Annotated in this window: 21 protein-coding genes; 5 read left to right on the forward strand and 16 right to left on the reverse strand. The window is 73.7% G+C overall.

Annotation, left to right across the window (positions count from 1 at the left end; translation table 11 throughout):
* Nucleotide 1: 1 nt before the first annotated feature.
* From ACVV2G_RS26570 to pyrG, 7 genes are all read right to left on the reverse strand, one after another.
* Complete coding sequence (locus tag ACVV2G_RS26570) at nt 2-1,111, reverse strand: segregation and condensation protein A (RefSeq protein ID WP_453845317.1); 1,110 nt, start codon at nt 1,109-1,111, stop codon at nt 2-4.
* Nucleotides 1,112-1,372: 261 nt separating this feature from the next.
* Nucleotides 1,373-1,867, reverse strand: a complete 495-nt coding sequence (locus ACVV2G_RS26575; protein WP_453845291.1) for a hypothetical protein — start codon at nt 1,865-1,867, stop codon at nt 1,373-1,375.
* Nucleotides 1,868-1,908: 41 nt separating this feature from the next.
* Nucleotides 1,909-3,036, reverse strand: a complete 1,128-nt coding sequence (locus ACVV2G_RS26580) for a ParA family protein (protein WP_453845292.1) — start codon at nt 3,034-3,036, stop codon at nt 1,909-1,911.
* 439 nt (nt 3,037-3,475) lie between these two features.
* Nucleotides 3,476-4,600, reverse strand: a complete 1,125-nt coding sequence (ald, locus tag ACVV2G_RS26585; RefSeq protein WP_453845293.1) for an alanine dehydrogenase — start codon at nt 4,598-4,600, stop codon at nt 3,476-3,478.
* A 130-nt stretch (nt 4,601-4,730) separates the two neighbouring features.
* Nucleotides 4,731-6,758: a tetratricopeptide repeat protein gene (locus tag ACVV2G_RS26590; RefSeq protein ID WP_453845294.1), complete on the reverse strand. Its 2,028-nt coding sequence runs from the start codon at nt 6,756-6,758 to the stop codon at nt 4,731-4,733.
* Between the two features lie 237 nt (nt 6,759-6,995).
* Nucleotides 6,996-7,631: an NUDIX domain-containing protein gene (locus ACVV2G_RS26595; protein ID WP_453845295.1), complete on the reverse strand. Its 636-nt coding sequence runs from the start codon at nt 7,629-7,631 to the stop codon at nt 6,996-6,998.
* A gap of 86 nt (nt 7,632-7,717) precedes the next feature.
* Complete coding sequence (pyrG, locus tag ACVV2G_RS26600) at nt 7,718-9,367, reverse strand: CTP synthase (protein ID WP_453845296.1); 1,650 nt, start codon at nt 9,365-9,367, stop codon at nt 7,718-7,720.
* Nucleotides 9,368-9,936: 569 nt separating this feature from the next.
* Here pyrG and ACVV2G_RS26605 point away from each other — a divergent pair.
* Complete coding sequence (locus tag ACVV2G_RS26605; RefSeq protein WP_453845318.1) at nt 9,937-11,739, forward strand: glycoside hydrolase family 15 protein; 1,803 nt, start codon at nt 9,937-9,939, stop codon at nt 11,737-11,739.
* A gap of 242 nt (nt 11,740-11,981) precedes the next feature.
* Entirely contained in the window at nt 11,982-13,616 is a 1,635-nt protein-coding gene (locus ACVV2G_RS26610) for a PucR family transcriptional regulator (RefSeq protein ID WP_453845297.1), read from the forward strand.
* A gap of 10 nt (nt 13,617-13,626) precedes the next feature.
* On the opposite strand, the gene ACVV2G_RS26615 is transcribed toward ACVV2G_RS26610, so the two are convergent.
* The 4 genes from ACVV2G_RS26615 to ACVV2G_RS26630 all read right to left on the reverse strand — a co-directional run bounded on the left by ACVV2G_RS26615 (nt 13,627) and on the right by ACVV2G_RS26630 (nt 18,449).
* Complete coding sequence (locus ACVV2G_RS26615) at nt 13,627-14,772, reverse strand: glycosyltransferase family 4 protein (RefSeq protein ID WP_453845298.1); 1,146 nt, start codon at nt 14,770-14,772, stop codon at nt 13,627-13,629.
* 421 nt (nt 14,773-15,193) lie between these two features.
* Nucleotides 15,194-15,619, reverse strand: a complete 426-nt coding sequence (locus ACVV2G_RS26620) for an STAS domain-containing protein (protein WP_453845299.1) — start codon at nt 15,617-15,619, stop codon at nt 15,194-15,196.
* Nucleotides 15,616-16,791, reverse strand: coding sequence for a cobalamin B12-binding domain-containing protein (locus ACVV2G_RS26625; protein ID WP_453845300.1), 1,176 nt, complete (start codon nt 16,789-16,791; stop codon nt 15,616-15,618). The genes ACVV2G_RS26620 and ACVV2G_RS26625 overlap by 4 nt, the downstream gene beginning before the upstream one ends.
* Nucleotides 16,788-18,449 carry a SpoIIE family protein phosphatase gene (locus ACVV2G_RS26630; protein ID WP_453845301.1) on the reverse strand — a complete coding sequence of 554 codons (1,662 nt, stop codon included), beginning with the start codon at nt 18,447-18,449 and terminating at the stop codon, nt 16,788-16,790. Before ACVV2G_RS26630 ends, ACVV2G_RS26625 begins: the two co-directional genes overlap by 4 nt.
* Before the next feature lie 169 nt (nt 18,450-18,618).
* Here ACVV2G_RS26630 and ACVV2G_RS26635 point away from each other — a divergent pair, with 169 nt between their 5' ends.
* Nucleotides 18,619-18,993 carry an STAS domain-containing protein gene (locus tag ACVV2G_RS26635; protein ID WP_453845302.1) on the forward strand — a complete coding sequence of 125 codons (375 nt, stop codon included), beginning with the start codon at nt 18,619-18,621 and terminating at the stop codon, nt 18,991-18,993.
* Between the two features lie 55 nt (nt 18,994-19,048).
* The gene (locus ACVV2G_RS26640) at nt 19,049-19,483 is read left to right on the forward strand and encodes an ATP-binding protein (RefSeq protein ID WP_453845303.1); all 435 of its coding nucleotides are present in this window, start codon (nt 19,049-19,051) and stop codon (nt 19,481-19,483) included.
* A 325-nt stretch (nt 19,484-19,808) separates the two neighbouring features.
* Here ACVV2G_RS26640 and recN read toward each other — a convergent pair whose 3' ends face one another.
* The 4 genes from recN to ACVV2G_RS26660 form a co-directional block, all read right to left on the reverse strand.
* On the reverse strand, nt 19,809-21,527 hold the full coding sequence (gene recN, locus ACVV2G_RS26645) for a DNA repair protein RecN (RefSeq protein WP_453845319.1): 1,719 nt from the start codon (nt 21,525-21,527) through the stop codon (nt 19,809-19,811).
* Nucleotides 21,528-21,714: 187 nt separating this feature from the next.
* Nucleotides 21,715-22,620, reverse strand: coding sequence for an NAD kinase (locus ACVV2G_RS26650; protein WP_453845304.1), 906 nt, complete (start codon nt 22,618-22,620; stop codon nt 21,715-21,717).
* The gene (locus ACVV2G_RS26655; RefSeq protein ID WP_453845305.1) at nt 22,617-23,432 is read right to left on the reverse strand and encodes a hemolysin; all 816 of its coding nucleotides are present in this window, start codon (nt 23,430-23,432) and stop codon (nt 22,617-22,619) included. Before ACVV2G_RS26655 ends, ACVV2G_RS26650 begins: the two co-directional genes overlap by 4 nt.
* A gap of 7 nt (nt 23,433-23,439) precedes the next feature.
* Nucleotides 23,440-23,736, reverse strand: a complete 297-nt coding sequence (locus ACVV2G_RS26660; protein WP_453845306.1) for a hypothetical protein — start codon at nt 23,734-23,736, stop codon at nt 23,440-23,442.
* Between the two features lie 41 nt (nt 23,737-23,777).
* Here ACVV2G_RS26660 and ACVV2G_RS26665 point away from each other — a divergent pair, with 41 nt between their 5' ends.
* The gene (locus ACVV2G_RS26665; protein ID WP_453845307.1) at nt 23,778-24,125 is read left to right on the forward strand and encodes a sterol-binding protein; all 348 of its coding nucleotides are present in this window, start codon (nt 23,778-23,780) and stop codon (nt 24,123-24,125) included.
* Here ACVV2G_RS26665 and ACVV2G_RS26670 read toward each other — a convergent pair.
* Nucleotides 24,109-24,945, reverse strand: a complete 837-nt coding sequence (locus ACVV2G_RS26670) for an ABC transporter ATP-binding protein (RefSeq protein ID WP_453845308.1) — start codon at nt 24,943-24,945, stop codon at nt 24,109-24,111. The two genes, ACVV2G_RS26665 and ACVV2G_RS26670, sit on opposite strands and share 17 nt — an antisense overlap.
* Nucleotides 24,946-24,957 lie beyond the last annotated feature (12 nt).

Genomic DNA, 24,957 nt, shown 5'->3' on the forward strand with positions numbered 1-24,957 from the left:
TTCATCCCTCCTCGGGTTCGTCCGGCGGGCGGTCGTACGTGTCGGTCACCACCGGTTCGGCGTCCGCGTCCCCGCCGCTCCAGCGCACCAGCAGGTCACCGAGCGCGGTGTCCTGGTCCAGCTCGACGGCCTTCTCCCGGTACAGCTCCAGGAGGGCGAGGAAGCGGGCCACGACGGTCAGCGTGTCCTCGGTGTCCTCGACCAGCACCCGGAAGCTGGCCTCGCCCAGCTCCCTCAGCCGGGCGACGACGATCCCGGCCTGCTCCTGCACGCTGACCAGGGGCGCGTGGATGTGCTCCACGTGGACCTGCGGCTCGGGCCTGGGCTGCATCGCCTTCACGGCGAGCCCGGCGAAGCCCTCCGGTCCGACGCTGATGACGACCTCGGGCAGCAGTGCGGCGTGGTGCGGTTCCAGGCCGGCGGTACGGGGGTGGCGACGGGCCTCGGCATCGAGGCGCTCGTTGAAGATCTCCGCGATCCGCTTGAACGCGCGGTACTGCAGCAGCCGCGCGAACAACAGGTCACGGGCCTCCAGCAGCGCCAGGTCCGCCTCGTCCTCGACCTCGGCGGCGGGCAGCAGCCGGGCCGCCTTCAGGTCCAGCAGGGTGGCCGCGACCACCAGGAACTCGGTCGTCTCGTCGAGATCCCAGTCCGGTCCCCGCGCGCGGATGTGCGCCATGAACTCGTCGGTCACCGTGGAGAGGGCGACCTCGGTGACGTCCATCCGGTGCTTGGAGATCAACTGGAGAAGCAGGTCGAAGGGCCCCTCGAAGTTGGCCAGCCGCACCGTGAAGACACCGTCGGCCCCGTCGCCGGGCGCGCCCCCGGGGAGGACGCCGGGTGCCTCCGCGGTCCCCGGCGGGTCCTCCGGCACCGTGGAGGCGGCTCCCGCCCCGCGCACGGGGCCGGCCACCGCCCCGCCGGGCTCCGGAGCGCCCTGCGGCGCGCTCTCGCGGCCCGCGGGGCCGTCCGCGGGTCCGGGCGCCTCCGGTGCGGCGGGGGGCGTGCCCGGCGGCTCGGCGGACACCGGCGGCGCGGTCCCCGGCTGCGGCTGCGTCGGGGCCTGCGGCCCGCCCCGCGCCCCGGTCCCCCGGGGGACGCTCACCGCGATCGGCTCGGCCGCCGCGCGGGAGATCCGCGAAGAGGCCGCGTCGCGCCACGAGGAAGTCCCTGCGGCCCCGTCCCCCGGCGCCGCGTCCGCGGAGACGTCGGGCACCTCGGACGCCTCGGCGACCGGTGGGGCGGGCGGGGCGGGTGGGACCGGCGGAGCCGCCGGGGGCTCTCCCGGGCCTTTCCCCAGCACACGCCTGCGGCCGGCGCGGGCGCCGGGGTGGGGGGCGTCGTTCGAGGTCATGGCCCCCGCAGGCTACCGCTACCGCCCGCGCAGCCGTCGTACGAGGATGCTGGCGTCCCCGCGGGTCTCCAGGTCGGCGAGGACCACGGCGACCGCCTCGCGGACGATGCGGCCGCGGTCGACGGCCAGTCCGTGCTCTCCCCGGAGCACCAGGCGGGCGTGCTCCAGATCCATGAGTTCCTCGGCGGAGACGTACACGGTGATCTTCTCGTCGTGGCGCTCACGGCCGCTGGGACGGCGTGCGGCGGCCCGGCCGCCGCGCTTGCGGGGCTGGGCAGCGGCGGCAGAACCTTCCTGCGCGCCCGGCCCGGAGCGCTCCGCGCCCCGGCTGCGGGACTCGCCCGCCGGACCCGGTTCCGCGTCCGCCGCGGTGTGCTCCGCGCCCTCGCCGCCCCGCGCGGGCACCGACTGCGGCCCGTCCTCCGCGGCGGCCTGGTCGCTCTCCCCCGCCGGCGCCGGCACCCGGGCCTCCCCGTGGGGCGTGCGCCGCGGGGAGGACGCCTGGAGCGCCATGCCCCCTGTCGTACGGAAGAGTTCGTCGGCCCCCGGCAGACTCACTCGGCGTGACACCGGGCGAGCACCTCCCTGGCGAGCTGGCGGTAGGCGGCGGCACCGACGGAGTTGGAGGCGTACGTGGTGATCGGCTCGCCGGCGACCGTGGTCTCCGGGAAGCGGACCGTGCGTCCGATGACCGTGTGGTAGACGTGGTCGTCGAAGGCCTCGACGACCCGCGCGAGCACCTCACGGCTGTGCACCGTGCGCGAGTCGTACATCGTGGCCAGGATTCCGTCGAGCTCCAGGTCGGGGTTGAGCCGCTCCTGGACCTTCTCGATCGTCTCGGTCAGCAGCGCCACACCGCGCAGCGCGAAGAACTCGCACTCCAGCGGCACGATCACCTTGTGGGCGGCCGTCAGCGCGTTGACCGTGAGCAGGCCGAGCGAGGGCTGGCAGTCGATCACGATGTAGTCGTAGTCGTCCATCAGCGGCTTCAGCGCCCGCTGCAGCGTGGACTCGCGCGCGACCTCGCTCACCAGCTGCACCTCGGCCGCCGACAGGTCGATGTTGCTGGGCAGCAGGTCCATGTTGGGGACCGCAGTCTTCAGCAGCACCTCGTCGGCCGCCATGCCCCGCTCCATGAGCAGGTTGTAGACGGTGAGGTCGAGCTCCATCGGGTTGACGCCGAGACCGACCGACAGCGCGCCCTGCGGGTCGAAGTCGACGAGCAGCACCCGGCGCCCGTACTCGGCGAGCGCGGCACCCAGGTTGATGGTCGACGTGGTCTTGCCGACGCCGCCCTTCTGGTTGCACATCGCGATGATCTTCGCGGGGCCGTGATCGGTCAGCGGACCCGGGATCGGGAAGTACGGCAGCGGGCGTCCGGTCGGGCCGATGCGCTCGCGGCGCTGACGGGCCGCGTCGGGCGCGAGGGTGGCCGCGTACTCGGGATCGGGCTCGTACTCCGCGTCCGGATCGTAGAAGTGCCCCTCGGGCAGTTCGTCGTAGTCGGCGAAGTGGTTGCGGGGCGCGCCACTTCCGTCGCCGGCCATGGCGTTCACGTGTTGGCCATCCATGCTCATGTGTGCTGTCCGAGTTGCCTGCGGACTCTGGTGGGCTGCGAAGGTGCGTACAGCGACGGAGCCGACAGCCTCGAGACGCCCGGGGCTCTCGGCCCGTGCAGGCATTCCTGGTTGACCACCCCCGGGAGTAAATGTCGACTCATTCACAAGTCGTCTTACCTCCTTGGTGACCAGTTAACTTCTAGACAGGTCAGCGTGGCACCATGCCGACGTTCGGCGACTCTATGGCGTGTCGGCCGTCCGCAGCAACACAATCCGCCGGACCCGGCCCGATGTGTCGGCATTGAAACATCCCTCTGTCAAGGGCGTACGGCCGTCGCACAGCAGGTTTCACCGGTGCGCGAATCGGTTGAAGCGTCACGTTCGAGGCGAGTTGACCGAGAATCGCAAAGTGACCATACACACACCCGGCCGGACCTCGTCGGGCAAGGTCCGGCCGGGTGTGCGGGGTTGACGGCGACTGTTGACGTATCGCCTTTGCCGTTTGACGACTTGGCCGGTGGACCGGCCGGTGGACCGGTCGCCGGCAGGGGGGGGCGGGGCGTCAGGCGAGCAGCGAGTCCAGCTCGGCGTGCTCCAGTCCGTGCGCCTCGGCGACCTCCTTGTACACGACCTTGCCGTCATGGGTGTTGAGGCCCCTGGCCAGCGCGGGGTCGCGGCGCAGCGCCTCGGCCCAGCCGCGGTCGGCCAGTTCCACGATGTACGGCAGCGTGGCGTTGGTCAGCGCGTAGGTGGAGGTGTTCGGCACCGCGCCGGGCATGTTGGCGACGCAGTAGAAGACCGAGTGGTGGACCGGGAAGGTCGGCTCGGCGTGCGTGGTCGGGTGGGAGTCCTCGAAGCAGCCGCCCTGGTCGATCGCGATGTCGACAAGGACACTCCCGGGCTTCATCCGGGAGACCAGCTCGTTGGTGACCAGCTTCGGGGCCTTGGCGCCCGGGATGAGGACGGCGCCGATCACGAGGTCGGCCTCCAGGCAGGCCTTCTCCAGCTCGAAGGCGTTGGAGACGACGGTCTGGATCTTCGTGCCGAAGATCTTGTCGGCTTCCTTGAGCTTGTTGATGTCCTTGTCGAGCAGGGTCACGTGGAAGCCCATGCCGATGGCGATCTGCGCCGCGTTCCAGCCGGAGACACCGCCGCCGATGACGACGGCCCGGCCGGCCAGCACGCCGGGGACGCCACCGGGCAGCACACCGCGCCCGCCGTTGGCGGCCATCAGGTGGTAGGCGCCGACCTGGGGGGCCAGCCGGCCCGCGACCTCGGACATCGGGGCGAGCAGCGGCAGCGCGCGGTTCGGCAGCTCGACCGTCTCGTAGGCGATCGCGGTGGTGCCGGACTCCACGAGCGCGTCCGTGCACTCCCGGGAGGCGGCCAGGTGCAGGTAGGTGAAGAGCGTCTGGTCCTTGCGGAGGCGGTGGTACTCCTCCGCGATGGGCTCCTTGACCTTCAGCAGCAGGTCGGCGGTGGCCCAGACCTCGTCGGCGGTGCCGAGTATCCGCGCGCCGGCCGCGACGTACTCCTCGTCGGGGATCGAGGAACCGACACCGGCGTCGTGCTCGATGACGACCTGGTGACCGTGGCGCACCAGCTCGTGCACGCCGGCGGGGGTGATGGCCACCCGGAACTCGTTGTTCTTGACCTCGCGGGGGATACCGACCTTCACGTCGATCACGGTCCTTGGCTCAGAGGATGGGGCATTACTACGCGTACCCGTGTGCAGAGGGCACAACGGGAGAGACCGCAAGAACGTGCGGCAGAGCCAGTCTAATGAAGGTGTTCCCGCTGTCTAGCCTTTCAAAGCATCAATCTTCAGACGCAGTGCTGCGGATTTCGCAGGCTTCAGCGGGATGTTCCCTCAGCATGCGGTCCGCAGCGCTGCGCTGCAGGCCGGCCGCCGCGGGGTCGCCGAGCCGGTCGAGCGTGTCGGCCAGCCGCAGGTGCAGCGCGGCCTGGAGCCGGACGTCCTCGGCCCGGCGGGCCCGGTCGACGGCTTCCTGACAGGTGCGCAGCGACTCCACGGGGCGTCCCGCGTACTCCTGGACACGGGCCAGCTCGCTCAACGCCCGCGCGTGCGCGGCCACGTCGCCCGTCCTGCGGTACCCGGCGGCCGCCGCGCGCCAGCCCCGCTGCGCCTCGCCGTAGCGGCCGGCATAGGTGTGGGCGGTGGCGAGGCGGCCGTAGACCCGGGCGGCGTCGGCGCGCTCGTCCCGGGCGAGCCGCTGGGCGAGGGCCCGGCCGAACCAGTCGGCGGCCCGGTCGTAGTCCCCCAGCTCCAGGTGGGCGCCGCCCACGGATTCCATCGCGCGGGCGGTCGCGTACGGGTCGTCCGCCTCGCGTCCGGCGTCCAGCGCGGCCCGGTAGCGCACCAGGGCCTCGGCGGTGCGTCCGGTGCGGGCGTCCAGGTCGGCCAGGTTGAGCAGGGCCGCCGCCTTCTCCCGGGGCAGGTCGCGGCGCTCGGCCACGTCGAGGACGAGGCGGTGGACGCCGTACAGGTCGGGGGCCGCCGCCTGGGTTCCGAAGTGGGCCACCATGGCCCGTACCAGCTGGGACATCAGCCGCCGGGCGAGAGTGTCCAGCTCCCCGTCGGCGACCGCGAGGCGGGCCGCGGCCAGCAGGGCGGGACGGCGGACGCGCAGCCATTCGGCGGCGGCCCGCGGAGTGGGGAAGCGCAGGGAGCGCGGCAGGGTCAGGAGCTTCTCGCGGGCCTGCGGGCTGTCGGTCTCGGTGACCGCCCGGCAGGACTGGAGCAGCCGTACCGTCCGCTCCAGCATCCGGGCGCGGGCGAGCTGGATCTCGGCGGGCCGGTCGTGGGTCTCGGCGAGGGACCGCAGCAGGGAGTGCAGGCAGCCGGGGACCTCGTACTCGGGCAGCGGGGCGTCGACCGCGCGCAGCATGCCGAGGGCGACGAAGTCGTCCAGCGTGGTGCGGGCGCCGTGCACCGAGCAGCCGGCGAGCGCGGAGGCGGTGTGCGGGTCGACCAGACCGGCCGGAGCCAGGGAGAGCAGCCGCAGCATCCGGGCGGCGGGGCTGGGCAGCGAGGCGTAGGCGAGGCGGAAGACACGGCTGAGCGGGGTCCCTTCGTCCCCCTCCGTGTGCACCTGCTTGGCGAGGTCGGCGACGGCCGCCTGGGGGCGGGCGGCGAGCCAGCCGCCGGCCAGGGTCAGCGCGGCGGGCTGGGCCCGGCAGGCCTCGGCGAGCTGCTCGGCGGCCCGGGGGTCGACGGTGATGCGGACCGAGCCGGTGTGCCGGGACAGCAGTTCCACGGCCGACTTGGTGTCCAGCCCGCCCAGCGTGCACGGGCGGACGTCCGCGATCCCGGTGAGCGGGCCCTCGGCGACGGCGACGGCCAGGCAGTGCGGGGTGTCCGGCAGCAGGGCGTCGACCTGCTCGGCGTCGGCCGCGTCGTCGAGCAGGAGCAGGGCCCTGCGGTCGGCGAGGGCGGCGCGCAGTGCCTCGGTGAGGTCGTCCTCGTCGGCCCCGGGCGGGGCAGGGTGGTCCAGCTCGGTGAGCAGGTCCCGGGCGAGCCGGGAGACGGGCACGCGCGTGCCGTCCGGCTCGCTCAGGCGGGCCCGCAGCACGCCGTCGGGGTAGCCGTCCGCGACCTGGGCGGCCAGTTCCCCGGCGAGCGCGGTGCGGCCCGAGCCGGGACGGCCCGCGATGAGGAGGACGCGCGCGCGGGGGGCCTTGCGGCCGGAGAGGGTGTCCAGGCCCGCGCGTTCGATGTCGGCGCGCAGCGCCTTCAGCTCACGGGTGCGGCCCAGGAACCGACTCTCCTCGGCCCCGTCCTGCGACAGCCGTACACCGTCCGTGTCCACCGCCTGATCCGTCACGGGCCACACTCCCGATCCCACCGCACGCCGGTGCCCGCCGGAACTCCGGTTCGGGCGTTTCCAGAGCCTAGTTCACGCTCTGCTACGTTCCCGGCGGAGCGCGGCGGGCACGTCCCTCGATCGGATCAACCGATGGTCACACCGGTCTCGCCGGTCACACCGCGGAGGACCCTCCTCGGTGGCGTTCGGGCCCCGGCGCCGGCCGAGAACGTTTGCCCCGGGCGTCCCGGGCGGGACTCACGCCTCGAACGGACGGGCGGGCCACGGCGCCTCCGCCGGGCGCAGGGCGTCGAACCCGTCCCCCCGCTCGGCCGCGACCAGCGACAGGACACCCACGACCAGGCAGTTGTTGTGCAGCTCGCCCGCGAGGACGCCGCGGACCAGGTCCGCGACGGGCACCCGCGCCAGCTCCATGTCGGCCTCTTCGTCCTCGACGACGAAGCGCTCGCCCTCGGCCTCGGACAGGTTCCGGGCGAGGAAGATCCGTACGGCCTCGTCGCAGCCGCCGGGGGTGGTGTAGACGTCGGTCAGCACCCGCCAGTCCTCGGCCTTGACGTGCGCCTCCTCGTACAGCTCGCGCTGGGCGGCGTGCAGCGGGTTCTCACCGGGGACGTCGAGCAGGCCCGCCGGGATCTCCCAGAGCTTCTCGCGCACCGGGTGCCGGTACTGCCGGATGACCAGGACCCGCCCCTCGCCGTCCAGGGCGAGGACGGCCACGGAGCCGGGGTGCACCTGGTAGTCGCGGGTCACGACGGAGCCGTCGGGCATGACCACGTCGTCCGTGCGGACGGAGGTCTTCTTGCCCTGGAAGGGGGTCCGCGTGCCCCGGACCTCCCACTCCTCGGGGATGTCCTTGATCGTGCTGCCCGTCATGCCTGACCTGCCCTTTCAGACGTACGCGAAAAGCCGGGGCCCGCGCCGTCGCTTGCGCGCGCCCCGGCCACCGTACAACTGGCGTGCTACTTGGACGTCTTCCGCTCGACCGCGGCCTTGACCAGTCCGGCGAAGAGCGGGTGCGGGCGGGTCGGGCGCGAGCGCAGCTCCGGGTGCGCCTGCGTGGCGACCAGGTACGGGTGGACCTCGCGCGGGTACTCGACGTACTCCACGAGCTTGCCGTCCGGGGAGGTGCCCGAGAAGACGAGACCCGCCTTCTTCTCCAGCTCCGCGCGGTAGGCGTTGTTCACCTCGTAGCGGTGGCGGTGCCGCTCCTCGACGTACTCCTTGCCGTCGTAGACCTCGCGCACCAGGGAGCCCTCCGCCAGCTTGGCCGGGTACATGCCGAGCCGCATGGTGCCGCCCATGTCGCCCTCGCCGGCCACGATGTCGAGCTGCTCGGCCATCGTGGAGACGACCGGGTGGGCGGTGGCCGGGTCGAACTCGGTGGAGTTGGCGTCCGAGACGCCGGCCAGGTTGCGCGCGGCCTCGACCACGATGCACTGCAGGCCCAGGCAGAGCCCCAGCAGCGGGATCCCGTTCTCGCGGGCGTACCTGATCGCGCCGACCTTGCCGGTGACGCCGCGCTCGCCGAAGCCGCCCGGGATGCAGATCGCGTCGACGTCACCGAGCTGCGCCTGGGCGCCGGCCGGGGTCTTGCAGTCGTCGGACGTGACCCACTTGATCTTCACCCGGGCCTTGTTGGCGAAGCCGCCCGCGCGCAGTGCCTCGATGACCGACAGGTAGGCGTCGGGCAGGTCGATGTACTTGCCGACCAGGGCCATGACGATCTCGTGGTCGGGGTTGTGGACCCGGTCGAGCAGGTCGTCCCAGGTCGTCCAGTCCACGTCGCGGAACGGCAGGTCCAGCTTGCGGACGACGTAGGCGTCCAGGCCCTCGGTGTGGACGACCTTGGGGATGTCGTAGATCGAGCGGGCGTCGGGGCAGGCCACCACGGCGGCCTCGTCGACGTCGCACATCAGGGAGATCTTGCGCTTGATCGCGGTCGGCACCTCGCGGTCGCAGCGCAGCACGATCGCGTCCGGCTGGATACCGATGTTGCGCAGCGCCGCGACCGAGTGCTGGGTCGGCTTGGTCTTCAGCTCACCGGAGGGGCCGATGTACGGCAGGAGCGAGATGTGGACGACGAAGACGTTGTCGCGGCCGACCTCGTGCCGGACCTGGCGGACGGTCTCCAGGAAGGGCAGCGACTCGATGTCTCCGACCGTGCCGCCGACCTCGGTGATCACGACGTCCACCTCGTCCGTCGCCATGCGGCGGATGCGGTGCTTGATCTCGTTGGTGATGTGCGGGATGACCTGGACCGTGTCCCCCAGGTACTCGCCGCGCCGCTCCTTGGCGATCACCGTGTTGTAGACCTGACCGGTGGTGACGTTGGCGGAGCCGTCGAGGTCGCGGTCGAGGAAACGCTCGTAGTGGCCGATGTCCAGGTCGGTCTCGGCGCCGTCGTTGGTGACGAACACCTCACCGTGCTGGAAGGGGTTCATCGTGCCAGGGTCGACATTGAGGTACGGGTCGAGCTTCTGCATCACGACGCGCAGACCCCGTGCCTTGAGCAGCATGCCGAGGCTGGAGGCGGTCAGCCCCTTGCCGAGCGAGGAGGCGACACCCCCGGTGACGAAGATGTGCTTGGTCGTCGAGGATTTGGGCGGCATGGCCAAGAGGGGGCTCCCGTGGTCGCGGTCTGGGGTGCGGTGCGTTCGTCGTCCGACCCGGTCGTACCGGGTTGTCGTCGGCGGCGCCGTCGCTGCGGTTCCGGGGTTTTTCTCCCACCGGTCCACGGGCTACCAGCGTATCAGCGCCTCGGGGCGAAGGCTTCCGGCCACCCTCCGCACACGCGCGGGCACCCAGGCGCGTGGCTCACCGTTTCCTCACCCGGTGGCCACCCGTTCGGCGTACCCGGGTTGTCCGGAGCGGCACACAGATCATCTACGTGCGTCGTATCCTGCTCGGACGTTCGCTGCCGAGCCCGCCCCGGTGACACGGCACCACCCCTCGCCCGTCAGCACCGGAACAACAACAGCTCGTCAGTCCGTTGAGGAACAATTGACTTCTGGGGCGCAGCGTTTGGCTTCCCGGCCGAACGGCTGCTTTGCTTCATGACTCAACGACGCATGACAACACGCATGACACACAGGCATGACTCACACCCCTGACCCCACCCTTGACCGCACTAGCGACCGCCCCCACGCGGGGTGACGTGGCCGTTCGACTGGAGTTGCACGTGGCCGGGCGCATCGAAGACTACGCACTCATCGGAGACATGCAGACCGCTGCCCTGGTCTGCCGGGACGGCACAGTCGACTGGCTGTGCCTGCCCCGCTTCGACTCGCATGCCATCTTCGCCGGTCTGCTGGGCACCGGAGAACACGGCTTCTGGCGGATGGGCCCCGCCCACGCTCCCGGCGCCGAGCCGCCCGCCGCGACCCGGCGGACCTACCGGGGCGACTCGCTGATCCTGGAATCCGAGTGGGACACCCCGCGCGGCACCGTCCGGGTGACCGACTTCATGCCGCCGCGCGACGGCGCGCCGCAGCTGATCCGGATCGTGGAGGGTGTCTCCGGCCGGGTACCGATGCGCTCGGAGCTGCGGATGCGGTTCAGCTACGGCCGTGTGGTCCCGTGGGTGCACAAGCACGAGGGCCGCACCGTGGCCGTCGCCGGCCCCGACTCCGTGTGGTTCGACACGGAGGCCGAGACCTACGGCAAGGCGCTCACCACGTACGCGGACTTCACGGTCGCGCCGGGTGAGCGGATCGCCTTCACGATCTCGTGGGAGCCCTCGCACAAGGAGCCGCCGCCGCTGCCCGAGCCCGAGCAGTCCCTGGAGGCCACCGCGGACTTCTGGCGCGACTGGGTCGAGCACTGCACCTACCACGGCCCCTACCGGGAGGCCGTGGTCCGCTCCCTGATCACGCTGAAGGCCCTGACGTACGCCCCCACCGGCGGCATCGTGGCCGCGCCCACCACCTCCCTGCCGGAGGACATCGGCGGCGTACGCAACTGGGACTACCGCTACACCTGGCTGCGCGACGCGGCGATCACCCTGTCCTCGCTGCTGCGCACCGGCTACCGCGAGGAGGCCCGCGCCTGGCGCGAGTGGCTGCTGCGCGCGGTCGCCGGCGACCCGGAGAACCTGCAGATCATGTACGGCATCGCGGGCGAGCGCGAACTCGGCGAGGCGGAGCTGGACTGGCTGCCCGGCTACGAGGGCTCCACACCGGTCCGGGTCGGCAACGGCGCGGCCCACCAGCTCCAGCTGGACGTCTACGGCGAGGTCACCGAGGCCCTGCACCTGGGCCACATGACGGGCCTGGCCCGCAACGACTACGCCTCCGTGCTCCAGCTCAAGCTGATCCGCTACCTGGAGGACCACTGGCAGGAGCCGGACGAGGGCATCTGGGAGGTGCGCGGCCCGCGCCGCCACTTCGTGCACTCCAAGGTGATGGCCTGGGTCGCCGTCGACCGCACCATCAAGCTGATCGAGTCCGGCGACGCCGACGGCCCGCTGGAGCGCTGGAAGCAGCTGCGCGACGACATCCACCGGGACGTGTGCGAGAAGGGCTACGACAAGGAACGCAACACCTTCACGCAGTCCTACGGCTCCCGGGAACTGGACGCCTCACTGCTGCTGATCCCGCAGATGGGCTTCCTGCCGCCGGACGACAAGCGGGTGATCGGCACCATCGAGGCCATCCAGCGGGAGCTGTCCACCTCGGACGGCTTCATCCTGCGCTACCCGACCGAGGGCGGCGACGAGGGCGTGGACGGCCTGCCCGGTGACGAGGGCGCCTTCCTGGCCTGCTCGTTCTGGATGGCCGACGACCTCGCGATGATCGGCCGGGTGGACGAGGCGCGCAAGCTCTTCGAGAGGCTCCTCGCCCTCCGCAACGACCTGGGCCTCCTCGCCGAGGAGTGGGACCCCCGCCTCCAGCGCCAGGTCGGCAACTTCCCACAGGCCTTCAGCCACGTGCCGTTGATCGACACCGCCCTGAGGCTGACGGCCAGCGGGGCGTACGGAGGCTGAGCGGAGACTCCTCCCGGGCAGGCACCGTGGCCACGCGCGGATGACGTGCGTGGCCGCGCCCGGTCGTGCCGCCGGACTCACCGGTCGGCGCCGGGGGTCCCGCCCGGGGGCGGCCGGGCGCGGAGACGGCACCCGGCGGCTCCGGGCGCCTCGCCCCACCGCCGCCGCCCGGCACCGGGCACGCCACCAGCGCGGGGCGCCGGAGATGTGCCCGTCCCGCGCCCCCGGGTAGCGTCCGCTGCATGAACACCCCCAGCGCGCCCCCGCCCTCGGGGATCACCGTGCAGCGTGCCCTGGAACTCCCCGGGCTCCGCAGCGGCCTGCCGGAGATCCTCGCCGGTGCCGACCGCCTGCACCGCACCGTGCGCTGGGTGCACGCCGGGGAGGTGCCCCACATCGCCTCCCTGCTCAAGGGCGGCGAACTCCTGCTGACCACGGGTTACGGTCTCGGCACGCGCCCGGCCGAGCAGCGCGCGTTCGTCCGTACGCTCGCCGACCGCGGCATCGCGGCCCTCGTCGTGGAGCTGGGCCCGCGCTTCGCCCGGCTCCCGTCGGCCCTCGTGGACACCGCCCGCGCGGCCGGGCTGCCCCTGGTCCAGCTGCACCGCGAGGTGCCGTTCGTGACGGTCACCGAGGAGGTCCACACCGAGATCGTCAACGGTCACTACACGCTGCTCCAGCGGGCCGAGGAGGTGCACCGCCGCTGCACGGAGGCCCTGCTGGCCGGCGGCGGGGTGCCCCAGGTGCTCGGCATCCTGGCCGGCTTCGGCGACAACCCCGTCTTCCTGGAGACCACCGACGGCCGCCTGCTGTACGCCGCCGGCTCCGGCCCCGAGGGCACCGACCCCCTCCAGGTGTGGGAGGGGCTGCGCGGCCCGCACAAGGACGTCCCTCCCCCGGCGGGCTCGGTCCTGGTGGACGTGCCCGGCGGCGGCCCGGGCGCCGGTTCGGTACGTGCCCGGCTCGTCCTCCTGCCCGTGCGGTCCCCGCTGGCGCCGGTGCACCGGATGGCGGCGGAGCGGGCGGCCGGGATCCTCGCCGTGGTGCTGATGCAGGCACGGCAGGAGGAGGAGCTGGCGGCGCGCGGGCGCGGTGACTTCCTCACCGACCTCGCCGAGGGCCGGATCACCGCCCGGGACGCCCCGGCGCAGGCACGCGTCCTGGGCTTCAAACCCGGTGGCAGTCCGCTGCTCCCGGTGGTGATGCGGCTCGGTGACGCCCTCTCCCCGTCCGGCGGCGGCTGGGCGGTGCTGGCGCGGGCGGTCGCCGAGGAGCTGGCGTCGGTCGGGGTACCGGTCCTGCTGGGCGTACGGCCGGTGGAGGGGCGGGTCCCGCTGCTGCTGGGCCTGCGCGCGGAGTCGGAGCGGGAGGCGGTCGCGGACCGGGTCGCGGCGGCGCTGCGGGCGGGCGCGGAGCGGGCCGGGATGCAGCGGCCGGGAGCCCAGCCACCCGTGGTGGTCGTCGGGGTGGCCGGTGGCTGGGCGGCGGCGTCGGCGGGGCTGCGGCACGCGGCGGAGACGGCGGCCGCGGCCGAGGGGCTCACCGACCGGCCCTGGTACGACGCCCGGCGCCTGGACATCGACCTGCTGCTGTGGCGGCTGCGTGACCATCCGGACCTCGCGGCCTTCGTGGACCGGGCGATCGGTCCGCTCCGCGACCACGACCACCGCTCCAGGCCGCCCCTGCTGCCCACGCTCCAGACGTACCTGGCGCACGCCGGCCGCAAGGCGGAGACGGCGCGCGAACTCCACCTGAACCGGCAGACGCTCTACAACCGGCTGGCGAGGATCGGTGAGCTGCTGGGCACGGATCTCGACGACCCGCAGACCGTCCTGGCGCTGAGCCTGGCCCTGCGGGCCCGCCGGCACGTGCCGTAGCCGGGTCCGCTCAGAGCAGCGGCGTGGGCCGGGTCAACTCGTCGTAGACGCTCAGGACCTGCGCGACGGTCTCGTCCTCGGTCGGCCAGGTGGCCGCCTGCCGTACACCGCGGTCCGTCAGCTCCGCCAGCCGCCCGGGATCGTCCAGCAGCCGGACCACGGCGCCGGCGAGTGCCGCGGCGTCCCCGGCCGGGACGAGTTCGGCACCGTCGCCGACGAGTTCGGGGATGCCGCCCACGTCGCTCGCCACGAGCGGCAGGCGCGCGGCGAGCGCCTCCTGGGCGAGGACGGAGCGCGCCTCCCGGCGGCTCGGCAGCAGCGCGAGGTCGGCCGCCGCCAGCAGGTCGCCGACGTCGTCGCGGCTGCCGATGAGCACGACCGGCAGCTCCTCGTCCTCGATCCGCCGCTGCAGCTGCGGACGCAGGGGGCCCTCACCGGCGACGACGACCAGCGGCACCGGGTCGAGACGGCGCCACGCGTGCGCCGCGTCGAGCAGGACGTCGTACCCGCGGTGCGGGTCGAGGGAGCCGACGGCGAGCAGCAACGGCCTGCCGATGGCGCCGAGTTCGGCCCGGATTTTCGGGCGCAGCCGGTCGGGGTCGTCGGGTTCGGCCGGTCTGCCCGGCCGGGCGGGGAGCGCGACCGGACCGAGCCGGGCGTCCCGCGCGCCGGCTCCCCGTGCCCCGTCGACCAGTTCCGACGTGGCGCCGAGCACCACGGTGGCGGCCCTCGTCACCCGCCGTTCCAGCACGCGCAGCAGATGGGCGCGGGCTCCCTCGGCGTGCGCCCGGTCGTGCCAGGTGACGACCAGCGGGATGCGCACGCGCCGTCCGCCGAGAGCCAGGGCGGCACGGAAGGAGGCGTGCAGCCCGTGCGCGTGCACCAGGTCGGCGTCGGCGCACACCGCCCGCAGCGCGGCCACGGAGACGGGGTCACTGCTGCGCGGTACGTGCACGTGGTCCGCTCCCGCGCCCGTGAAGTCGTAGGTGCGTTCCGCATCGGCGGGGGCGCACACCGTCACTTTCACGCCCCGTGCGACGAGCCCCGCGGCCAGGGAGCGCACATGCGCGCTGCTGCCGGCGTTGCCGCCGCCCAGCACCTGCACGGTGCGCAGCGGCGACTGGCCGTGCGGGGCGTGGCTGCTCACGGGGGTCACGTGGCCGGGACTCCTGGTTCGACGGGGGACGGTCACGAAGAACGTACAGAAGGTTGGTGCGGACAGGGCGCGCCGCGCGTTTCCCGGTGCGGTCCACCGTCAAGGATGCCAGGCCGTACGGGTGTTCCGGGAACGACGGCCGCCGCACGGGCGACCGCGGGGCAACGCGACAGGGGCGGTTCACTCACACGAGTGAACGTGCCGTCTCGCTCACCCTCGCCGCGCACACGGCCGCGGCCACGAGCGCGGCGGTGTGCGCGGGCCGACCCGGCCCGGCCGGTCCCGGCCGTCACCGCGGCGGCGGGGCGAGGCCGGAGGCGGTCCGGCGGGCGCGGTCCGTCATCGGGCGACCCCACGGCTCCCTACGGCGCGCCCCCGGCCCCGGCGGGTGGGGCCGGGGGACGTCCGGGCCGCCGCCGCGTCACGGTCCCCGGTCGGACAGTGCCTGGCCGTCGGGCTGCGGAGCCCGGCGTATGCCCTCGCCGTCCGAGGAGGCGGAGGCCCCGGCGGACGGTGCGGGGACGAAGTGGTCCAGGGTGCCGGTGACTTCCAGCAGGCGGCTGAGGAAGTCGGGGCGGTCGTCCATGCGGAGCGTGGCGCCGGCACCCGTGGCGATCCGCTCGATCATCAGGAGCGTGGCCAGGCCCATGGAGTCGCAGGTGGTGAGCCGCGTGCAGTCCAGCAGCACGGCACGGGGCGCCGGTTCGGCCGTGAGTCGCTCGCGGGCGGTGTCCAGCAGCTCGTCGGCGCTGTCGTAGTCGAGTTCGCCACTGAGCCGCAGCAGTACCTCACCGGCCTCCCGGGAGGCGACGGTGACGTGGAAGTCGTTCTGGGGATGCGTGGTCATGCGGGGGTTCCGGGGCCGGGGACGGGGGGACGGGGGTCACGGGCGTCGAGTACGGCCCGGCCCCGCTCGAGCAGACGCAGGGCACGGGGAAAGTCCATGAGCTCCTCGGCCAGGACGACGAGCGCGGGGCCCAGGGCGGTGGCGGGGACGCCGCGGACTTCGAGGATGCCGGCGGTCCAGTCCAGGAAGCCGGTGAACAGCCGGACGTCGTCGGTGTAGAGGGCGGCGGCCAGGAAGTCGACGACGTGGGCGACGTCCTCGGCGGTGCGTTCGCGCTGGGCGTCGGTGTAGGCGCGCATCACCGGCAGGTGTCTTTCGAGGCCGGCCAGGGTGTTGCGGACCAACCGCGCCTTGCCGTGGACGACGAGGGTGTATTCCTGGTCGGTCAGGTGGGGCAGGTCGTCGTCCGGCAGGTGGGCGGTGACGCCGCGGGGGCGGGGGACGCCCCGGCCGAGGAGGTCGGCCGCCGCGCGCGCGTCGGGTGCCCAGGCGTCCGCGCCCAGCAGGCGGGCATGACGGCCGTCCCGGCCGAAGGCGGCGCCGCCGACCAGGACGGGGATGCCGAGCGCCTGTACGGCGGTGATGGCCGTGTGCGCGCCGGGCAGGCGCGTGGGCAGCGACGAGGACAGGGCCAGGAGGTCGGGGGCGGTGCGGTGCATGTGCGCGACCAGGTGCGGGGTGGGCACCTGGGCGCCGAGGAAGTCGACCTCGTAGCCGCGGCCCCGCAGCACCTCGGCGAGGATCCGTGCGGGCAGGGCGTGCCACTCCCCGTCCACGCAGGCGACGGTCACCGAGCCCGCCGTACCCGGTGCGCAGCCGGCGTCGGCGGTGTTCCGGTGGGCCATGGCGGCGATGATCCGGTCGTGGATGGCGGTGGCCGCGTGCTCCTGCGCGACGCCGATGCGCCCCGCGGCCCACTCCGCGCCGACCCGCACCTGCACGGGCACGATGACGTCCAGGAGTACCTCCTCCGAGGTGACGCCGACGTCCAGCGCGCCGAAGACGACCTTTCCGGCCGCACGCTCGTCGCGGGCCGTCACCGCCCGCCACAACGCGGTGCGCAGCTGTGTCACGGAGCCGGTTCCACCGCCCCTGGGCTCCGCCCCGGAGCCGGCGCCCTCCCCGGAGCCGGCGCCCGTCCCGGAGACGGTGCCGATGGCGGTGTGCATCATGCCGTGTACCTGCCCGGTGTGTGGCCGTCCACCGCCGTCAGGTGTGCCAGTTGCGGCGCGGTGATCGCCACCAGTGCCAGGTCGTCGTGGCGCCGGCCACCGATCCAGTCGGCGGCGAGCACCTGGACGCGTTCGACCACGGCCTCGGCGGGCATACCGGCGCAGTCCGCCACGGCGGCCCGCAGCCGCGCCTCCCCGAACATGGCGTCTCCCAGCGGGCCGCCCCTGGCCTCGGTGATGCCGTCGGTGTACATCAGGCACGTCTCGCCCGGAGCCAGGTCGACGTGCGCGGTGCGTGCCCGGATCCGGGGCAGGGCGCCGATGAGCGTCCCGGACGTGTCGGCCTCCTCGACGGCACCGCTGTGCCGCACGATCAGGGGCGGCGGGTGGCCCGCGCTGGTCAGCCGCAGGCGGACCTGCCCGCCGCGACGGACGACCGAGGCCAGGACGAGGGTCGCGAACCGGGTGTGGCTGCTGCTGAGGAGCGCGCCGTTGAGGAGGCGCAGCATGTTCTCGTGGTCGTCCGCCATGGGCAGCAGCGCCTGGAGCGTGTTGCGGATCTTGCCGGTGAGGACCGCGGCGTCCAGGCCCTTGCCGCACACGTCACCGAGCACGGCGAGGGTCTCCTGGCCGGGCCCGGCCCCGGGATGGACGTCGTAGAAGTCACCCCCGATCCGCTCGGTGTCCCTGGACGCGCGGTAGCCGCCCGCGAACTCGACACCGTGCACCTGCCGCAGCGCGGGCGGCAGCAGGTCGGCCATGAGGGTGGCCGTGATGCTGGTCTGCTCCGAGTAGAGCCGGGCCGCCGAGAGGGCGGACCCGGCCCGCGCGGCGAACAGCCGGGCGAAGACCTCCTCGGATGCGTCGAACGCCGCGTGGTCGCTGTGCCGCAGCAGGATTAGGGCCCCGGCGGGCACACCGTGTCCGGGCAGCGGGCAGACGGCGACGGAGCCCACCGGGCCGGCGAAGCCGTCGGGCACCGCCCACTCCGGCAGGGCCGAGGGGGCGATCCACCGCGACAGCACCGGCGGGAAGCCCTGGAGCGCCTCGCTGAGGCCGGGCACGGACGCCGGGTCGATCCGGGCGGTGGTGTGCCTGGCCGCGCCGCCGCCCACGCTGCCGGCGAGTGGATACTGCCGCCCGTTGACGGGCGCCACCAGGAGGGCGGCGTCGGCCAGGTGCTCGGCCGCCAGCCGTACCGTGACGTCCATGCAGCGCTGGACGTTCAGCGACGCCAGCAGCCGGGTGGAGGTCTCGGCGAGGAAGGCGGTGCGCTCCTGCTCACCGCGCAGCGCGCTCTCGGCCAGCAGCCGGTCGGTGTCGTCGACGAGCCACCACACCACGTCCCCGTTCGCCCCGGGGGTGGGATGCGCCTCCAGTGTCAGGTTCCGGTGCCGCCCCCGGACCGACCGCGCGGGGGCGGCGAGGTCCCGGCCGGCGATGCGACGGTGGGCGTCGGCGAGCCAGTACGGCACCGCGTCGTCCAGCGCGACACCGCGCAGGGCGCCCGGGAACAGGGTGGCGGCAGCGACGTTCGCCTCCACGATCCGGCCGCCCGCGTCCGCGAGGACGACCGGGTACGGCGCGCCCATCCACGAGGCCCCGATACTCGGCGGGGAGCCGTGTGGCTGCGCTGAAGCGTCCTCAAAAATCGTCATCGTCGCGAGACCGCACGCTGCGGGCCCCCTCACCTTTCCTGAAAGACACGTTCCGTCCCACCATGTCCCAACGCCTCCTCGTCTTCAACCCGTCTTCCCCGTCCCGGGCTTGACGTGCCTCGCCGGGCCGGGCTGTCTCGGGCCCGCTCGTACCTGCCACAATGCCGTGATGAGTGAAGATCAGGAAGTGCGGACCACCCTGGTGGACGGCGTACGCGTCGTGAGCGCCGGCGGCGAGTTCGACCTCGACACGATCGACGCCCTCGCTCAGACCCTCACCCACGTCCCCGAGGACAGCGCCGGCACCGTGCTGGACCTGGCCGATGTCGCCTTCGCCGACTCGGCCTTCCTGCACCTCCTCCTGCGGGCCGGACACCACCACCGCACGGTCGGCACCCCCCTCGTGCTCGCCCGGCCGAGCACGGCCGTGGCGCGTCTGCTGGACGTCACGGACACCGCCCGCGCCTTCACCCTCGCCCCCTCCGTTCCGGCCGCCACCGCGGAGATCCGGGCCGCGGAGACCGGCGGAACCGCGTTCCGGTGACCGGCCTCGGACGTTGTGCCCCGGACACACCGGCTCCGGGGCGGGGTGCGCAGGCATGACCGGGGGAAGCAGCGCGAGAGCCGGCACGGCCGACGACCGGTCGCAGCCACCGGCCTCGGCCGCGGAGGCACGTGCCCGGGTACGGCTGCTGCTCGACGCCCACCCGGTCGCGCTCTCCCGGACGGTGGTCGACGACATCCTGCTGGTCACCTCCGAGCTGGTGACCAACGCGCTGCGGCACGGCGGCGGCCTCACGGCGTTCCGCGCCGCCCTGGAACCGCGCGGGCTGAGCATCGCGGTCACCGACCGGTCCCCCGCCCGGCCCCGCACCGCCGTGCCGGCGCCGGCGCCGGCACGCGGGCCCGCCGACCGGCTGGGCGGCTTCGGGTGGCCGCTGATCCAGCGGCTGAGCCGCTCCGTCACCATCACCCCGGCTCCGCCCGGGAAGACCATCGAGGCCGTCGTGTCGTACGACCTCCCGGCCGCCTGACACCGGCCGGGACCGCCCCGGAGTGCCCTGCGCCCCGGGCCACCGGACAGCCCTCAACCCGTACGGCAGGGCCTGGACGCTCTCGTCACCCCGGAGCCACCGGACAACCTCGACCCGCACGACAGCCACAACCCCGGCCGGCCGGAACGGTCTCCGACTGCTCCCGACTGCTTCCGGCGGTCACCGGCGCGACCACCCCGGCGCCCCGGCACGACGACCGGCACGACGGCCCGAGCCGGACTGCGGTCACCCGGGACCGAGGCCGGGGCCAGGGCCGAGACCGGGGCCGGGGACCGGGCCACCGGGGCCCACGGTCCGCACGGGCCTACGCGTCCCCCCTGGCCGTCGCCAGCAGCTCCTCCGCGTGCGCCCGGGCCGTCTCCGAGTTCTCCTGGCCGGCGAGCATCCGGGACAGCTCCCGGACCCGGTCCTCACCCTCCAGCACCTTGACGCCGGAGCGGGTCACCGAGCCGTCGTTCGTCTTCTCCACCAGCAGCTGCCGGTCGGCGAACGCGGCCACCTGCGGCAGGTGCGTGACCACGACGACCTGCGCGCTCTTCGCGAGCCTTGCGAGGCGCCGCCCGATCTCGACGGCCGCCTTGCCGCCGACCCCGGCGTCGACCTCGTCGAAGAGGTACGTCGGCACCGGGTCCGTGCCGGCGAACACGACCTCCACGGCCAGCATCACGCGCGACAGCTCACCGCCGGAGGCGCCCTTGGCGATCGGCCGCGGCGGCGCCCCCGGATGCGGGGCGAGCAGCAGCTCGACCTCGTCGACGCCCGCCGGCCCGTACGCCACCGTGCGCCCGCCGACCTCCACGCCCTCGGGATCCTCGGTCTGCCGGATCGCGAACGACACGCGCGCGTGGGGCATGGCGAGCGAGGCCAGCTCGGCGGTCACCGCGGCGGCGAACCGCTCGGCGGCGTCCGTCCGGGCGTCCGTCAGTTCCTGCGCCAGCCGGCCCAGCTCGGCGCGGAGCGCGTCCCGTTCGGCGGTCAGCTCGCCGATCCGCTCGTCGTCGCCGTCCAGCTCGGACAGCCGCGCGGCGCTCTGCTCGGCCCAGGTCAGCACGGCGGCGACGTCCTCGCCGTACTTGCGGGTCAGCGCGGTGAGCGCGGCCCGCCGCTCCTCGACCGCCGCCAGCCGCAGCGGGTCGGCGTCCAGGTCGTCGGCGTACCCGGCGAGTTCCCCGGCCACGTCCCGCAGCAGGATCCCGACCTCGCCGATCCGCTCGGCGAGCGCGGCCAGCGCCGGGTCGTGCGACCGTACGGCGTCCAGGGCCCGCTGCGCGCCCGCCACGAGCGTCGACGCGTCGACGCCCTCGGGGTCCTCCGGGTTGCCCGCCAGCGCGGCGTGCGCGACGGTGGCGGCCGAAGCGAGTGCCTCGGCGTTGCCCAGCCGCTCCGCCTCCTCCGCCAGCTCCGCGTCCTCACCGGCGCGCGGCTCGACGGCCGCGACCTCGTCGAGGCCGTAGCGCAGCAGATCGGCCTCCTGGGCGCGTTCCCGCGCGCGGGTGGTGATCTCCTCCAGCTCACGGGTGGCGGTCCGCAGCCGCCGGTAGGCCTCGGCGTACTCGGCGAGCGGTCCGGTGACCGCGTCACCCGCGTACCGGTCCAGTGCCTGCCGCTGCCGGGTCAGTTTGAGCAGCCCCTGCTGGTCGGTCTGCCCGTGCACGGCCACCAGGTCGTCGGCCAGTTCGGCGAGCATCCCCACCGGCACGGACCGCCCGCCCAGATGGGCCCGGGACCGGCCCTCGGCGGAAACGGTACGGCTGATCAGCAGCGCCCCGTCGTCCAGCTCGGCGCCGGCCTCCTCGGCCCGGACGGCGACCGCGGCGTCCCCGGGCACGGTGATCCGTCCCTCGACGACCGCGTTCTTCGCCCCGATCCGCACGAGCGCCGCGTCCGCGCGTCCGCCCAGCAGCAGCCCCAGGCTGGTGACCACCATGGTCTTGCCGGCACCCGTCTCACCGGTGACAGCGGTGAACCCGGGCGACAGCTCGACCACGGCGTCGTCGATGACCCCGAGCGACCGTATCCGCATCTCCTCAAGCACGGACACGACCTTACGAGGTCCGGGGCGGCGAGTGCGACCGGCCCACCCCTGTCACTCCGGCGGGCGCCGCCCCCGGGGGGCGCGGAACCGTGCTGATGACGGCTGCGCCGCGGTCCGCGGCCGGCCATGGACCGCCCGCGGCCGGGAACCCGCCAGAACCACCCCTTCGTGGCCGCTAGTGCGGCGCCCCGCGCCATCCGGAGACCGGTAGCGCGAACTTCGCCACCAGCCGGTCCGTGAACGACGCGTGGTGCAGCCGGGCCAACCGCACCGGCACCGCACCCCGCCGGACCTCCACCCGCGCACCCGGCGGCAGCTCCACCGTCCGCCGCCCGTCGCACCACAGCACCCCCGGCGGAACGTGCGGCAGCACCTCGACCGCGAGCACCGAGTCCGGCGAGGTCACCAGCGGCTTCGCGAACAGCGCGTGCGCGCTGATCGGCACCATCAGCAGCGCCTCGACCTCGGGCCACACCACCGGTCCCCCGGCGGAGAACGCGTACGCCGTCGACCCGGTCGGCGTCGACAGCACGATGCCGTCGCAGCCGAACCCCGTCACCGGCCGTCCGTCGATCTCCAGCACGACTTCCAGCAGTTTCTCGGCACCGGCCTTCTGCACGGCGGCCTCGTTCAGCGCCCAGTCGGTGTGCACGATGTCGCCGTTGCGGTGCACGACCACGTCGACGGTCATCCGCTCCTCGACCTCGTACGCCCGGTTCACCACGCGGTCGACGACCTTGTCGAGGTCGTCGCGCTCGGCCTCCGCGAGGAAGCCGACCCGGCCGAGGTTGACGCCGAGCATCGGCACCCCGGAGGCGCGGGCGAACTCGGCGCCGCGCAGCAGCGTCCCGTCACCGCCCAGCACGATCAGCAGCTCGCACCCGTCGAGGCACTGCGGGGTGGCCTCCCCGACCAGCTCCACCTCGCCGGGCAGCGGCAGGTCGCACGCCTCGGCCTCCAGGACGCGCACCCCGAGCCCGGCGTTCAGCAGCCCCCTGACCACGAGCTCCGCACTGCGGATGGCCGCCGGACGCCCGGTGTGGGCGAGCAGGAAAACAGTACGCGCTCGGTTCTGTGTCAACGCGGCCCCTCCGCCACTGCACGGTCAACGTCGGCCGGGTCCAGTGCACCGGCCCCGGCCCGCAGCCACAGAAAGTACTCGACGTTCCCGGAGGGACCGGGCAGCGGACTGGCGGTGACCCCCCGCACGCCGAGTCCCAGTTCCCAGGCCCTGTGAGCGACCCCCCGCACGGCCTCGGCCCGCAGCTGCGCACTGCGTACCACTCCCCCGCTGCCCAGCCGTTCCTTCCCCACCTCGAACTGCGGCTTCACCATCATCACCAGGTCGGCGTCCGGCCGGGTGCACCGCACCAGCGCGGGCAGTACCAGACCGAGCGGGATGAAGGACAGATCCCCCACGACAAGGTCCACGGGCTCCCCATCGATCGCTTCCGGCGTCAACTCGCGCACGTTGGTACGGTCCTTGACGGTGACGCGTTCATCCTGCCGGAGAGACCAGGCGAGTTGTCCGTATCCGACGTCGACGGCGACGACGTGCGCGGCGCCCGCCCGCAGCAGTACGTCGGTGAAGCCTCCGGTGGAGGCACCGGCGTCCAGCGCCCGCCGTCCCTCGACGACGAGCCCCTGCGGAACGAACGCGGCCAGCGCGCCCGCCAGCTTGTGACCGCCGCGCGAGACGTAGTCGGGGTCGCCGTCGTCGGCGGTCACCACGATCGCGGCGGCGGTCTCCACCTGCGTGGCGGGCTTGGTCGCGACGGTCTTGCCGACGGCGACCCGCCCGGCGGCGATCAGCTGGCTCGCGTGCTCGCGCGAGCGCGCCAGCTTCCGGCGGACCAGCTCCGCGTCGAGGCGGCGGCGTGCGACTCCTGCCACGTTCCGTTCAGCTCCTGTGTTCGTGCGAGCGCGGGGGCGCCGGAGGTCCCGGGCGGGCGTCGAGCGCGGTGAGCGCGTCGCGCAGCCCCCGGTGTACATCCTCGTACACCTCGACGTGTCCGTCCGTGGCCAGGTGGTCGACGTCGGCCAGCCGCGCCAGCCGGGCGTCCACCTCGGCGTTTCCGGTGGGGGCGCGCGGAACGTCCAGGGGGGCGGGCGCGGCGGGATCGTACTCCGGCGCCCGTTCCTCGTCCGCAACCCCGTCCGTCTCCGGGGCCACCCGCTCCGGCACTGCGTCGCTCATGCCCCGACGCTACCGCGTACCGCTGGGGTACGGTCGGTGCGATGGCGACGACTGAGGAGTGCCGCGCCGCACTCGAGAAGCTCTCGGACAGCATGGGTGACGCCGAAGGCAACGTGCGGTCGGCCGCCGAGCTGGACCGCTCGGTGAGCTGTCACGTCACCGACCTGGACGTCACCTTCGCCGGACGCATGGCGGACGGCCGCATCGACGTGCGCGAGACCCTCGCGGGCCCGCCGCGCGAGAAGGCCGCGATCAGGCTGGCGATGACCGGGGACGACCTGGTCGCCCTGGTCGAGGGCGAGCTGAACTTCGCCAGGGCCTGGGGCTCGGGCCGGGTGAGGCTGGAGGCGGGCCTGCGCGACCTGCTGCGCCTCAGGAAGCTTCTGTAGCCCCGGCCTTCTCCAGCCTGCCGCCCGCCCCGCCCCGCGCCTTGCGCGCGGCCGGCACCACCAATGGCGTACCCGTCTCCGGGTCGTCGATGACCTGGCAGCGCAGTCCGAAGACCCGCTCGACCAGGCCGGCCGTGACGATGTCCCTCGGCGCGCCCTCGGCGATGACCTCCCCGCCCCGCAGGGCGATGAGGTGGGTGGCGTAGCGGGCGGCGTGGTTGAGGTCGTGCAGGACGGCCACGAGCGTGCGGCCCTGCTCCTCGTGGAGCTGCGCGCACAGGTCGAGGACGTCGATCTGGTGCTGGATGTCCAGGTACGTCGTCGGCTCGTCGAGCAGGAGCAGCGGGGTCTGCTGGGCGAGCGCCATGGCGATCCACACGCGCTGGCGCTGTCCGCCGGAGAGTTCGTCGACGTAGCGGTCGGCCAGTTCGGCGATGCCGGTCTGGGCCATCGACTCCTGGACGACGCGCTCGTCCTCGGTGGACCACTGGCGCAGGATGCCCTGGTGCGGGTAGCGGCCCCGGCCGACGAGGTCGCCGACGGTGATGCCGTCGGGTGCGATGGACGACTGGGGCAGCAGGCCGAGGGTCCGGGCGACCTGCTTGGCGGGCATCGACTGGATGACGCTCCCGTCCAGCAGCACCCGGCCCTCGCTGGGCTTCAGCATCCGCGACAGGGCCCGAAGCAGGGTGGACTTGCCGCACGCGTTCGGGCCGACGATCACGGTGAAGGAGTTGTCGGGTATCGAGACCGACAGCTTCTCGGCGATGACACGCTGGTCGTAGGCGAGGGTGACGTTCTCGGCCGACAGGCGGTTCACGTTGCTCCTTTG

The sequence above is a fragment of the Streptomyces sp. JK94 genome, from assembly GCF_053613315.1.

What these genes read in the sequence shown, in the direction of transcription:
- ACVV2G_RS26665 (WP_453845307.1), top strand. Translation starts at nt 23,778, where the DNA reads ATGGCGACGACTGAGGAGTGCCGCGCCGCACTCGAGAAGCTCTCGGAC.
- ACVV2G_RS26660 (WP_453845306.1), bottom strand. Translation starts at nt 23,736, where the DNA reads ATGAGCGACGCAGTGCCGGAGCGGGTGGCCCCGGAGACGGACGGGGTT.
- ACVV2G_RS26595 (WP_453845295.1), bottom strand. Translation starts at nt 7,631, where the DNA reads ATGACGGGCAGCACGATCAAGGACATCCCCGAGGAGTGGGAGGTCCGG.
- pyrG (WP_453845296.1), bottom strand. Translation starts at nt 9,367, where the DNA reads ATGCCGCCCAAATCCTCGACGACCAAGCACATCTTCGTCACCGGGGGT.
- ACVV2G_RS26625 (WP_453845300.1), bottom strand. Translation starts at nt 16,791, where the DNA reads ATGATGCACACCGCCATCGGCACCGTCTCCGGGACGGGCGCCGGCTCC.
- ACVV2G_RS26580 (WP_453845292.1), bottom strand. Translation starts at nt 3,036, where the DNA reads ATGCCTGCACGGGCCGAGAGCCCCGGGCGTCTCGAGGCTGTCGGCTCC.
- ACVV2G_RS26635 (WP_453845302.1), top strand. Translation starts at nt 18,619, where the DNA reads ATGAGTGAAGATCAGGAAGTGCGGACCACCCTGGTGGACGGCGTACGC.
- ACVV2G_RS26575 (WP_453845291.1), bottom strand. Translation starts at nt 1,867, where the DNA reads ATGGCGCTCCAGGCGTCCTCCCCGCGGCGCACGCCCCACGGGGAGGCC.
- ACVV2G_RS26620 (WP_453845299.1), bottom strand. Translation starts at nt 15,619, where the DNA reads ATGACCACGCATCCCCAGAACGACTTCCACGTCACCGTCGCCTCCCGG.
- recN (WP_453845319.1), bottom strand. Translation starts at nt 21,527, where the DNA reads ATGCGGATACGGTCGCTCGGGGTCATCGACGACGCCGTGGTCGAGCTG.
- ACVV2G_RS26610 (WP_453845297.1), top strand. Translation starts at nt 11,982, where the DNA reads ATGAACACCCCCAGCGCGCCCCCGCCCTCGGGGATCACCGTGCAGCGT.
- ACVV2G_RS26630 (WP_453845301.1), bottom strand. Translation starts at nt 18,449, where the DNA reads ATGACGATTTTTGAGGACGCTTCAGCGCAGCCACACGGCTCCCCGCCG.
- ACVV2G_RS26640 (WP_453845303.1), top strand. Translation starts at nt 19,049, where the DNA reads ATGACCGGGGGAAGCAGCGCGAGAGCCGGCACGGCCGACGACCGGTCG.